Raw genomic sequence first — 10,995 nt, 5'->3', positions numbered from 1 at the left:
CGGCGGACCGGCTCTCGCAGCTCGTCCTCGACCACCGCGGCCAGCCGATGGACCGCCGCCAGCCCGCGGACATCCATACATCGCTCTACAACAACGGAATCGGCCCCGGCGCCGACCGGCTCGTCCGATACTCCCTGCGGGTTCCGCCGGACGCGCGCGGGGCCATCACGCTGACCGCCGCGGTCGAATACCGGAAATTCTCGCGCGACTATTCGGTCTTCGTCGGAGGACCCGGGGCTCCGACCCTCCCGGTCGTCGAGATCTCGCGGGACACGGTGTCCCTGCCCGTCGGCGAAACGGTCGCGGCGGGGACGGCGGCGCCGGCGGCGCGCGCGAACACCGATCCGGCGTGGCTTCGCTGGAACGACTACGGAATCGGCCTCTTCCTGCAGGGGGATCTGAAAGGCGCGGAGGCGGCGTGGGCGAAAACCGCGGAGCTCGCTCCCGACAAGCCCGACGGCCCGCTCAACCGCGCCCGCGCCCTGATCCAGGAGGGCAATCTGGCCGACGCCGGAACCGCGCTCGACGAAGCGGAACGGCGCCGTCCGGGCTGGGCGAAGACGGCCTTCTTCCGCGCGACGCTCGAAAAGGAGCAGGGACAGCTCGACGAAGCGCTCGCGGACATGGCCCGCGTCAACGACCGCTTTCCGAAGGACCGGGTCTGCTGGAATCAGACGGCGCGGATTCTGTTCCTCCTCGGGAGATACGACGACGCGCTTCGCGCGATCGAGAAGGTGTATGCGATCGATCCCGAGGACCTGACGGCGCACTACAACGCCATGCTCTGCTTCAAGGCGCTCGGACGGAAGCGGGAAGGCGCGGTCGAGGAGCGCTGGTACCGGTACCACAAGGACGACGAGACGGCGGCGGCCCTGATGGCGTCCTTCCGCCGCGACCATCCGTTCGCCAACCGCGAATCGCTGCCCATTCACGTGCACGAAGAGGCCGCGCCCGTCCCGGCGCACGGCCCTTCCTGGCTCGGCGAGATCGGCCCGAACGGATACGTGTACCGGGGCCGGGCTCCCGAGGGAGAGCGGGTCCTGCACGACGATCGCCCCCCGGCGGTCGCGCCGCCCCTCGCCGCCTCGAAAACGCTCCGCTGACCGTCAGTCGAGAAAGGCGAGCGCCTCGGCTTCGGTGCCGGACACGAGGATGCGGGCACCGCGATTGACCGCCGTGTTCTCGCCCAGCTTGTCGATCATCTCCGGTCGCGCGATGACCGCGAGACGTACCCGCGCGCCGAGAACCGTCGCGACGTGCTTCCCCGCGAAGAAGCGATCGAGACCGGGCACCGGGCCGTCGACGTTGCGGAGATCCGCGAGCGCCCGATCCACACCCGCGAGGTCGGTCTCGCGCCGAATGAGCTCGACCAGACCGTAGGCATCGCCGAGGTCCCAGCGCCCGGCCACGGCGATCCAGAAGTACCCGTCCCGGAGCGCGTGGTCGGCCGTCAGGTGCATCGTCGGGTGCGTCCAGTGTACGGCGGATCGGAAGAACCGGGCGATATCCTAAGAATCGGGAGGCGGACCATGAGACAGCGAAGACTCGGCGCGAACGGGCCCGTCGTCTCGGAGATCGGCCTCGGCGGCATGGGAATGTCCGACCTGTACGGCCCCGCGGACCGGGCGGAGAGCATCGCGACCATCCACGCCGCGCTCGAGGCGGGCGTCACCCTGATCGACACCGGGGACTTCTACGGCATGGGGCACAACGAGCTCCTGATCGGCGAAGCGCTGCGGGGCGGACGGCGCGACGGCGTCGTGATCAGCGTCAAGTTCGGGGCCCTCCGCGATCCCGACGGGGGATGGGGCGGGCTCGACGGTCGCCCCGCCGCCGTGAAGAATTTCCTCGCCTACACGCTGCGGCGGCTCGGGACGGACCACGTCGACATCTACCGCCTGACGCGCCCCGATCCCGCCGTTCCGATCGAGGAGACGATCGGCGCGATCGCGGAGATGATCGCCGCCGGGTACGTCCGGTACGCGGGACTCTCCGAAGCCGGAGCCGACACGATCCGCCGGGCGCGGTCCGTGTCGCCGATCTCCGACCTGCAGATCGAGTATTCCCTCTTCTCCCGCGGAATCGAGACGGAGATCCTTCCGGCGTGCCGCGAGATCGGGGCCGGGATCACGGCCTACGGAGTCCTCTCCCGGGGACTGCTCTCCGGCCACTGGTCGAGGGAACGAAAGGTCTCCGCTGGAGACTTTCGCGGCTACAGCCCGCGTTTCGTCGGCGAGAACCTCGAGCGGAATCTGGCCCTCGTGGAGAAGCTGCGCGAGGTCGCCGCTTCCTCGGGACGCACCGTCGCGCAGGCGGCGATCGGCTGGGTGCTCTCTCGCGGAGAAGACGTCGTCCCGCTCGTCGGCGCCCGCCGGCGAGACCGGCTGGCCGAGGCTCTCGGCGCTCTCGACCGGGAGCTCACGGGCGGAGAGCTCGGGCGGATCGAGCGCGCGGTGCCGCCGGAAGCGGTCGCGGGGACGCGGTACAGCGCGCCGGGGATGGCGTTGCTGGATTCGGAACGGTAACCCGGCCCGGGGCGCCGCCGCGAAGAAACGCGCGATTCACTTCGGCGGATGCCGGTCGACGTACTCCTTCACGCGGTCTCGAAACGCCGGGCTCTTCAACCCCACGGTTTCCGCCTCGGCGAGCGCCTCCGGATAAGCGACGCCGTCGTCGATCACGCGATGGGCGAGCCACACGGCGCCGACCCGGTTCGCGGAGGAACAGTGAAGGAGAATCGGCTTCTTTTCGGCCGAGGCGAGAACCCGCCGCGCCGCGTCGAGCAGCGCGTCGGTCATCTCCTCCGGCTCCTTGAAGGGCAGATTTTCGTATTCCATCCCCAGGCCGTCGACGACCGCCTTCTCGTCCCAGTCGATCTCGGAGGGTTTGCGGAGGTTCACGACCGTGCGCACTCCGCTCTCCCGGGCGAGCTCGAAATCCTCCTTCGAGGGCTGGCTCGCGAGGTAAAGCCCGTCGAATCGATGCATCCGCTCGACCGAGCCCCAGGTCAGCGATTCGAGCTTCGGCGCGGCGGGCGCGGAAGGGGTGGATGTCGCGGGTTCCCCGGCCGCCCGCGCGAGGGCGCCGACGCCGAGGAGAGCCGCGAGCGCGGCGATCACCAGGCCGTTTCGAATTCGCATCGTTCCTCCTTCGGGCGAGCCCGGCATGGGAGACCCGTCCCGAATCACGCGAGCGTTTTCGACCCGGCGTCCGGGACCGCCGAGTCTCCCTCCATCCGGCGGGACGCCACCGGCTCCCGGCCGAGTCTTCGAAGGCGCGCGAAGATCGCGCCGCGAGTCCGGCTGTGGAGCATCGAAAGAGCGGGGACGTCGGTCGTCCCGGAGTCGAATTCCTGGAGGAGCCGGGTGTCTTCCTCGGCGGTCCAGGGAAGACCCGCGCCGTCCGGCAGGACGCGGGGGCGGCCGTCGCGCGTGTCGGGAGTCTCGTCGAGGGCTCGCGCTCCCGCCAGCAGCGCGCGGATCACTTCCGCGTCGGACAGCGGACCCCCGTCCGGGAGCTCTTCCCCCGATTTGGGATCGAATCCTTCCGCGAGCGTCCGCAGGATGGAAGCCGCCAGCTTCGGAGTCAGCATGGTCCGATCATAGCGCCCGGCGCCGGCGGCGGGTTACACGAGCTTGTCCGGCGCGAGAACACTTCCCGTTCTCCGCCCCCTCTCCGGATCGAAAGGCGGCGGGCGACCGGTCTCTCCAGGAGGCACGTCGACTCCCTCTCGTTGGAGACGACGTCATGAGAAGCGCCACTAGGCCGATTCTGCCCCGTCTCTCCACGTCACCCCGAAAACCGCGGTCTCGGCGCCGGGGTGCAGCACCATCGTGCGCTCGTAGCGCAGCCCGATCTTCTCGAGGAGTGCCCGGGACCGGATGTTGTCGGGCGCGGTGATCGCGATCACGCGCGGGAGCCGCAGGACGTCGCGCGCCCACGCGATCGTCTCCTCCGCCGCTTCGAAGGCGTAGCCTCGCCCGCGATGTTCCGGCAGGAACGCGAAGCCGATGTCGACGTCTTGCAGCGTCTCCCGCTTGAGCAGGCCGCAGATCCCGATGGGCCCCGGCTCGTCCTTGCGCTCGACGGCGAGGAGGCCGAACCCGTACCGCGCGTACATCGCGACGGGCCCGTGGGCGATGTAATGCTCGGCGTCCGCCGCGGTCCGCACCCCGCGATCGCCGATGTACCGGAGCCAGTCGGGGTCGTTGACGAGCCGGAGGATGAACGGAGCGTCTCCGGATTCGAGACGCCGGAGCCGCAGGCGCCCGGTTTCGAGGACGTGCTCTCCGAGAAATCCCGGCTCCGATTCCGCACGCATGCGGGAAAGATACGCCGGCGCCGGCGCGCGCCGCAACGGAAACGCGCCGGGCGGCGTCCGCGGCCGGACGACCCGACCCTCTCAGCGAAAGCGCGTGACCGTGGCGGTGATGTCGTCGGTCGGGGGCGTGGCCCCGACGAACTCGCGAACGGAGGCCAGTATCCGGTCGACGATCTCCGCGGGCGATCGGCCGAGGTTCTCCACGGCGCATCCGAGGAGCCGCTCTTCCCCGAACTCCTCGTCCTCCGCGTTCGTCGCCTCGGTCACGCCGTCGGAGAACATCAGGAGCGTGTCGCCCTTTTCGAGGCGCACTTCGCCCGCCTCGTAGGCGGCGTGGGCGAAGGCCCCCAGCACGGGCCCGCTCGCCGCCAGCCGCTCGACCCCCCCGCGCGTGAAAAGGGCCGGAGGATAGTGGCCCGCGTTCGCATGCACGAACCGGCCGTCCGGAAAAAGGACGCCGTAGACGAAGGTGGCGAACCGCGAGCCCCGCTCCCGGGTCACGAGCTCGCGGGGACCTTTGTATCGCGCGGCCAGCTGGCGGCTCATCGACCGGAGGGTCTCGGCGGGTCCGAGCGCCGCCTGCGCGTTGGCGACGAACATCCCGTGGAGCATCGCGCCGACGAGCGCCGCCGGCATTCCCTTCCCTTCGACGTCCCCGAGCGCGACGGCGAGGCCTCCCGACGACAGCTCGAGGATCTCGAAGAAGTCTCCGCCGATCGCCCGACAGGCGATCGAGTCGGCTGCCGCCTCCCAGTGAGCGCCGGCGCTCGCGACCCGCGAGAGAAGGGCGTTCTGAACGTCGACGGCGATCTGGAGCTCCCGGTCGAGGAGCGCCTTCTCGAGCCGCTCCACGACGGTGGACGTCTCGTAGATGCGGTCCTCCCGGGCGATCTTTCCGTCCCGGATCGTGCAGAGCAGCGTCTCGCGGTAGCGGATGCGCGAACCCGTCGGAGGGAAACCGAACCAGCCGCTCGTGTCGGTCGCCGTCACGGTGCCCAGGAACGCGATGCGTTCTCCGTCGGTGAAGACGTCGGAGATCTCGATCGCGCAGTCGGGGAACCTCGTGAACAGGGCTTCCCAGCTCCCCACGACCGCGCTTCGCCCCTTCAATTCCCCGAGGACGGGGCTGAGCGCGACGGCGTCCTCGACGTAAAACGCCGCCATTCGCGGGACGTCATGGGCGTTGGCGGCGTCCTGCATCGCCCGCACGAAGGCGACGGCATCGTCGCGAGACATTCGTTCCGTCATTCCGTCTCGAACCGGGCGCTCGCCTCCCTCGGATCTCCCGGACATGATAGCCCCGAGTCTCCCGGGGCTCGCTGCGATAAGCTCGCCCGATCGTGCCGCCCCGGTTCCCTCCCGACCCCCGCGCCCTCCCCGTAAGAGTTTCCCCTTCGCGGGCCGCGATGGTTTTCCTCGCGGCTTTCGCCCTGCTGGCGACGCCGGAACGCGCCCGCGCGGCCCTCCGGCTGTCGTCGAGTTTCGCCGGCGCGGCGGACTCGGGCGGCGGAGTCCCGCCGGACGTCCAGGGCGCCGCCGGGCCCGATCATCTGCTCGTGATGCTGAACACGACGTTCATCGCGCAGCGCAAGAGCGACGGCGCGGTCGTGAAGAGCTGGACACCCGAATCGTTCTGGAGCTCCGTATCCGGGGGCGACCTTCTGTTCGATCCGCGCGTCCTCTTCGACCCGCTCGGGGGGCGATGGATCGCCGCGATCGCCACGGAGGGCGTCGTCGGCGCTCCCGCGGTCCTGCTCGCCCTTTCGGACGGCAGCGATCCGACGGGAGGGTGGACTTACCGGACGCTCCCGGTCGGCGGCGGGAACTACGGCGAATTCCCTCTCGTCGGATTCAACGCGCGATGGATCGTCGTCACGTCCAATCTGATATCGGGCTCGACCGGCTACCTCGCGGGAAGCGCCGTGTGGACCCTCGACAAACAGAGCGGGACGACGTCGCGGTTCACGCTCGGTTCTCCGGGCTCCCCGATCGCTCCCGCCGCCACGCTCGACGCCGGCGAGCCGGACGAATGGCTCCTCCAGCAACGGGCGGCGGACGACGGCGGGCGGGGCCGGGCGAACCTGTTCCGGATCTCCGCGGACGGCGGCGGTGCGCCCGCGCTGTCGGCCGCGGAAGTCGTTGCCGCCCCGGTCGCGTGGCGCGACTATCCCTCGCCCATCGAGTCGCTGCCGCAGTCGGGCTCGATGCGGCGGATCGTCTCGGATCAGGACGAGTTCTCGAGCGTTTGCGTGCGGAACGGCATGCTGTGGGCGGTCCAGACGGCGACCGTGCCCGCGTCGTCGGCCGCGCCGACCCACACGGCGATCCAGTGGTGGCGGATCGCCCGCGACGGCGGGCTCGACGGTTTCGGGCGGATCGAGGACGCGTCCGGGTCGAGCTGGCTGGCGTTTCCGTCGATTGCGGTGAACGCCCGGGACCAGGTCGTCATCGGGTACTCGCTGTTTTCCGCGGGGGCCTTCGCGTCCGCCGGCTACTCGCTGAGATCCGGATGCGGCGGCGACTCCGCACTCTCCGCGATCCACGTGCTCAAGGACGGCGAAGCGCCGTACGAGAGGCTCGACGGCGGCGGCCACAACCGGTGGGGCGACCTCTCGGAGACGGCCGCCGATCCCGACGGGCTGAGGCTCTGGACGCTGCAGGAATACGCGGCCTCTCCCGCGGGGAACGGCAGCCGATGGGGAACGTGGTGGGGAGAGTTCGTGCCTTCCCCGGACGCGCGGAGCGGGGCGTGCGTCGCGATCCCGGGGGCGGCCGGCCCCGTGCGACCGGTGCACCGGGACGAGCGCTGAAGGTCCCCGTCCGAGGGCAGATCGAATGGGGCCGCTCGCATTTCCGGTCGTCCAGATCGCGGGCATCCGGGACGAGGCCGAAGCCGGGCTCCTCGTCGAGTGCGGAGTCGACTGGCTCGGATTCCCGCTCCGCCTTCCCGTTCACGCGCCGGACGTGAGCGAAGGGGAAGCCGCGCGGATCATCCGCGGGATTCCGTTTCCGGCGCGCGCCGTCCTGATCACGTACCTCGACGACGCCGGGGAGATCGCGGCGTTCGCCCGGAAACTCGGTGTTCGCATCGTCCAGCTCCACGGAGACATCGGCATCGCCGCCCTCGAGCGGCTGAAGACGATCGACCCGGAGCTCTCGATCGTGAAGAGCCTCGTCGTCGGACGAAGCGATGTCGCCGGGCTCGAAGCCGGTCTTCGCGTCCTCTCGCCGTTCGCCGACGCGTTCATCACCGACACGTTCGATCCGGCGTCCGGAGCGTGGGGGGCGACGGGAAAGACGCACGACTGGGAGATCAGCCGCCGCCTCGTCGAGGTCTCCCCGCGCCCCGTGATCCTCGCCGGCGGGCTGACGCCCGAGAACGTGGCCGAAGCGATCCGCCGCGTCCGTCCCGCCGGCGTCGATTCGCACACGGGAGTCGAGGACGCATCCGGGCGAAAGAGCCGGGACAGGGTCATCCGTTTCGTCGCGAAGGCCAGGGACGCGTTCGGGCCGGCTTCCCCGGGATCGTGACCGCGCCGCTGCCGGGGGCGTTCGGCATTCGCAGGAGAAAGAAGATCGCACCGATCCCCATCGCCGCCGTCGAGAGCCACGCGACGAGCGAAGGGCTCGGGGCGAACGCGGGGCTCGCGCCCGGCACCGTCGAAGGCAGGATGTCCTTGAGGTTGTTGACCGACGCGTGCATGACCATGAGCGGGAGGAGCCTCCCCGACGTCCGGCCGTAGAGCCACGCCATCGCCACGGACAGGGCGGTCACGGAAAGCAGGAACATGGGGAACGACTGTCCGCTCGTATCGGTTCCCGGCAGGAGGAAGAGCGGCAGGTGCCACAGCGCCCAGACGACGCCCAGGAGCGCGCCGGCGCCGCCGAGGCCGAGCCGTCCGGCCATCCGCGGAAGCGCGAAACCCCGCCAGCCGATCTCCTCGCCCGCCTGGAACGGCGTCGAGAAAGCCGCCGCGACGAGCAGGAGATAGAACGGGGTCTTCCCGAACGCCGGCCACGCTCCGGTGATCGCCCGATAAGCGGCGGCGGCGGCGAGCTTGACGACCACGATGTAGCCGACCGCGAAGACGTACCATCGCGCTCCCGCGTCGGCGCCGAGGATTCGATCGAGGATTTCGTGGATGGCGGCTCGGCCGGATCGCGCGGCGAACGCCAGGGCGACGATCGCCGGCATGAACGTCCCGGGAAGGAAGAAGAGCGCGCGGACCCCGGGGCCGGCGGAGGAGCCTTTCGCGGCGGCGGCTCCGGCGACCCAGAACGCCCACGAGAAGACGAATGTCAGCGCGAAATAGGCGGCGAGCGAACCTCTCGCGGGGTGACCGCCGCGATTCGCGGATGAGCCGCCCGGCGTCAGGTCCGTCGTCGAAGCTCCACCGGCATCGGGTCCAGCTTAGCCCGATTCCTCCTTCCGAGTGAGTCGGTGTCTTCCGGGAGAGAGGGAATGCTGCCCCTGTTCGCCGGCCGAACAGGGGCAGTCGATCAGGAACGCTCTTCCACCGCCGTGATCTCGTCCGCCACCAGCCCGTGAGCCTCCCGGTGCACCGCCTCCGCGGCCTCCTTGCTCGGCGCGTTCACGAGACAGAAGACTTTCCCGGATTCCTCGTCGAACCAGTAGCGCATGTAGTCGACTCCGTGTTTTCCCTGAACCTCCAGATCGCGCTTGTGCGCGCCGGCGACCGCTTCGGCGGTCAAGCCTTCCACGTGATGATGAACGTCCATGAAGAGAGGCATCGAAGTTCTCCTTTCGTCGTCCCGCCCTCAGTGCCGGGCCCGACGGAGGGAAAGTACCGGCAGCGCCCCCTCGCTTTCGGCGTCTTCATCTTCCCGACCCTTCGTTCCCCTCCGACTCGCTGCTTCCGTCCGGGGTGTCCGGCGAACGTTCAGGAGGGGCGGCAATTACCGGATCACGCTCGGCGCGAGTTCGGCTCGAGGCACACGGTCGCGAAGATTAAGAAGTGGACCGTCGCGATCCCCCAAAATGGCTTCCACTAGCCCGGCGGCGACCGGTCGCCGCGCCGGCTTCCGCGCGATTCGAAGAGCGACGGTGACAATCCAGAGAGCGATCAGGCGCGGCGAGGCGCGAGCCCGGCGGGATGCGGTCGTCCCGCCCGCGGCCGAGGCGTACCAAACCGCGTACGGTAAGGCCGCGAGCGGGGGCGAACGCGCCCGCCCGGCTCGATGCATCGCCGCGCTCGCTCTAGTTCCAGTGGTGCGAGTGCCACCAAACCTCCCGCAAATCGAACTTCGTCCCCCGGCACAGATAGATCGGCGTGTTTTCCTCGGCCATTCCGTAAGGCGACTCGTGCGGGAACGCTTCGAAGCTCGTGCAGTTGTCTTCGACGTCCTGCCGGTCCCACTGCAGCACGATGAGATTCGTGTATTGTTCGGCCGGCGGGCCCCAGAACCAGTGATTCTGGTGACGGCTGTAGGCGCGCGGGAGACCGAGTGCCGGACCGAAGAGGTTGACCGCGCCGGCCTCGCCGTAATTCCCGGTGAAGATCCCCGTCCTCGTTCGTTCGGCCGGCGGAAGGGACCGGTAGATCGAGGCGACGTCCCGCACGAGCTCCGGCCAGCCGAACTGGTCTCCGATCGGCTGCGGCAGCATTCCTTCGTGGTGAACCTCCGCCTTCTGCGGCCGGAAGCCGAGCGCCTTCTCGTAGGCCACGTACCGCTCCGGGGGGAGCATCCACGTCGCGAGGGGAAGGGTGACGAGGCCTCCGGCCACGAAGGTCGCCACGATTGCGACCCGCCACCCTCGACGCGGCGCGGTCCACCGCTCGACCGCGGCCGCCCCTCCGGCGAAGACCATCGGGTAGATCGGAAACAGGTAGTAGTCCTTCGCGTGCGCGATCTCCATGATCGCGAAGAAGACGACGAAGGTCACCCCGAGGATCCGGAAGCGCCGGTCGCGCAGGAACGCGATCACCCCGGCCAGCCACACCGGAAGGAAAAAAGGATGCATGTCGAAGATCTGCTGCCGGACGAACGCGAGAGGGGGCAGGACGACGTTCTTCCCTTCGCGGCGCACGTTGCGGAGGTCCTCGAGCGTCGGAAAGTGATGCCGGTACTGCCAGACGAGGTTCGGAAGGAAGAGCGCGAGCGCGATCGCGCCGGCGATCCAGATCCCCGGCCGCAGGAGCTCACGGCGGTTCCGCGTCAGGATCAGGCCGGCCGCCACGGAGGCTCCGAAGAAAAGCGTCGAGTGCTTGTTCTCGAGCCCGAGCCCGGCGAGCACGCCGAACCAGGGCCACAGCCGGGAGTTTCGGGTGCGCGCGATCCGGGCGACGACGAAAGCTCCGCCCATCCAGAACAGCGGCTCGAAAGCGTTCATCGTCATGAGGCTGTCCATGACGAGGAAGCCGGGGGCGAAGAGCACGACGATCCCGGCCAGCCACTGCGCGAAACGCCCCCCGCCGACCTCTCTGGCGAGGAGGATCGTGATCGCGACGAGAGCCGCACCGGCGAGCGCCGGCAGGATCCGGAGGGCGGCCAGCGAACCGCCGAGCGCGAGCGCGATCTTCGCGTAGACGGCCACGAGCGGCGCCGCGTCGACGTAACCCCAGTCGAGATGCCGCGCCATGTCGAGGGAGTACAGCTCGTCGCGGAAGTATCCGTAATTCCTCACGCTCGTGAGGACGTGGAGGAGAAGCTTC

At 69.6% G+C, this 10,995-nt stretch carries 12 protein-coding genes; 4 read left to right on the top strand and 8 right to left on the bottom strand.

The window, feature by feature from the left end:
* The coding region (locus VFS34_11840) for a tetratricopeptide repeat protein (protein ID HET9795145.1) at nucleotides 1-1,103 on the top strand (1,103 nt) is incomplete at its 5' end.
* Nucleotides 1,104-1,106: 3 nt separating this feature from the next.
* On the opposite strand, the gene VFS34_11835 is transcribed toward VFS34_11840, so the two are convergent.
* Nucleotides 1,107-1,460 (bottom strand): hypothetical protein, encoded by a 354-nt coding sequence (locus VFS34_11835; GenBank protein HET9795144.1) that lies wholly within the window; start codon nucleotides 1,458-1,460, stop codon nucleotides 1,107-1,109.
* Nucleotides 1,461-1,529: 69 nt separating this feature from the next.
* Between VFS34_11835 and VFS34_11830 the strand changes: the two genes are divergently transcribed.
* A complete protein-coding gene (locus VFS34_11830) occupies nucleotides 1,530-2,525 on the top strand; it encodes an aldo/keto reductase (GenBank protein HET9795143.1) in 996 nt (331 codons plus the stop codon).
* A 36-nt stretch (nucleotides 2,526-2,561) separates the two neighbouring features.
* On the opposite strand, the gene VFS34_11825 is transcribed toward VFS34_11830, so the two are convergent.
* From VFS34_11825 to VFS34_11810, 4 genes are all read right to left on the bottom strand, one after another.
* The gene (locus tag VFS34_11825; GenBank protein HET9795142.1) at nucleotides 2,562-3,140 is read right to left on the bottom strand and encodes a protein tyrosine phosphatase family protein; all 579 of its coding nucleotides are present in this window, start codon (nucleotides 3,138-3,140) and stop codon (nucleotides 2,562-2,564) included.
* Between the two features lie 44 nt (nucleotides 3,141-3,184).
* Complete coding sequence (locus tag VFS34_11820) at nucleotides 3,185-3,592, bottom strand: hypothetical protein (GenBank protein ID HET9795141.1); 408 nt, start codon at nucleotides 3,590-3,592, stop codon at nucleotides 3,185-3,187.
* A gap of 168 nt (nucleotides 3,593-3,760) precedes the next feature.
* Nucleotides 3,761-4,321: a GNAT family N-acetyltransferase gene (locus VFS34_11815; protein HET9795140.1), complete on the bottom strand. Its 561-nt coding sequence runs from the start codon at nucleotides 4,319-4,321 to the stop codon at nucleotides 3,761-3,763.
* An 81-nt stretch (nucleotides 4,322-4,402) separates the two neighbouring features.
* Nucleotides 4,403-5,557 carry a SpoIIE family protein phosphatase gene (locus VFS34_11810; protein ID HET9795139.1) on the bottom strand — a complete coding sequence of 385 codons (1,155 nt, stop codon included), beginning with the start codon at nucleotides 5,555-5,557 and terminating at the stop codon, nucleotides 4,403-4,405.
* Between the two features lie 170 nt (nucleotides 5,558-5,727).
* Here VFS34_11810 and VFS34_11805 point away from each other — a divergent pair, with 170 nt between their 5' ends.
* Both VFS34_11805 and VFS34_11800 read left to right on the top strand, forming a co-directional pair.
* A complete protein-coding gene (locus tag VFS34_11805; GenBank protein HET9795138.1) occupies nucleotides 5,728-7,131 on the top strand; it encodes a hypothetical protein in 1,404 nt (467 codons plus the stop codon).
* A gap of 25 nt (nucleotides 7,132-7,156) precedes the next feature.
* Nucleotides 7,157-7,852 carry a phosphoribosylanthranilate isomerase gene (locus VFS34_11800; protein ID HET9795137.1) on the top strand — a complete coding sequence of 232 codons (696 nt, stop codon included), beginning with the start codon at nucleotides 7,157-7,159 and terminating at the stop codon, nucleotides 7,850-7,852.
* On the opposite strand, the gene VFS34_11795 is transcribed toward VFS34_11800, so the two are convergent.
* The 3 genes from VFS34_11795 to VFS34_11785 form a co-directional block, all read right to left on the bottom strand.
* Complete coding sequence (locus VFS34_11795; protein ID HET9795136.1) at nucleotides 7,794-8,516, bottom strand: CPBP family intramembrane glutamic endopeptidase; 723 nt, start codon at nucleotides 8,514-8,516, stop codon at nucleotides 7,794-7,796. The genes VFS34_11800 and VFS34_11795 overlap by 59 nt on opposite strands.
* Nucleotides 8,517-8,821: 305 nt before the next feature.
* Nucleotides 8,822-9,073, bottom strand: coding sequence for a nickel-binding protein (locus tag VFS34_11790; GenBank protein HET9795135.1), 252 nt, complete (start codon nucleotides 9,071-9,073; stop codon nucleotides 8,822-8,824).
* 466 nt (nucleotides 9,074-9,539) lie between these two features.
* Nucleotides 9,540-10,995, bottom strand: a 1,456-nt coding sequence (locus VFS34_11785) for a glycosyltransferase family 39 protein (protein HET9795134.1), incomplete at its 5' end; no start/stop codon positions are given.

It is taken from the genome of Thermoanaerobaculia bacterium (genome assembly GCA_035717485.1).
Taxonomy (GTDB): domain Bacteria; phylum Acidobacteriota; class Thermoanaerobaculia; order UBA5066; family DATFVB01; genus DATFVB01.
The sequence above is the reverse complement of the archived record's forward strand: the minus strand, read 5'-3'. Positions and strand labels throughout refer to the sequence as shown.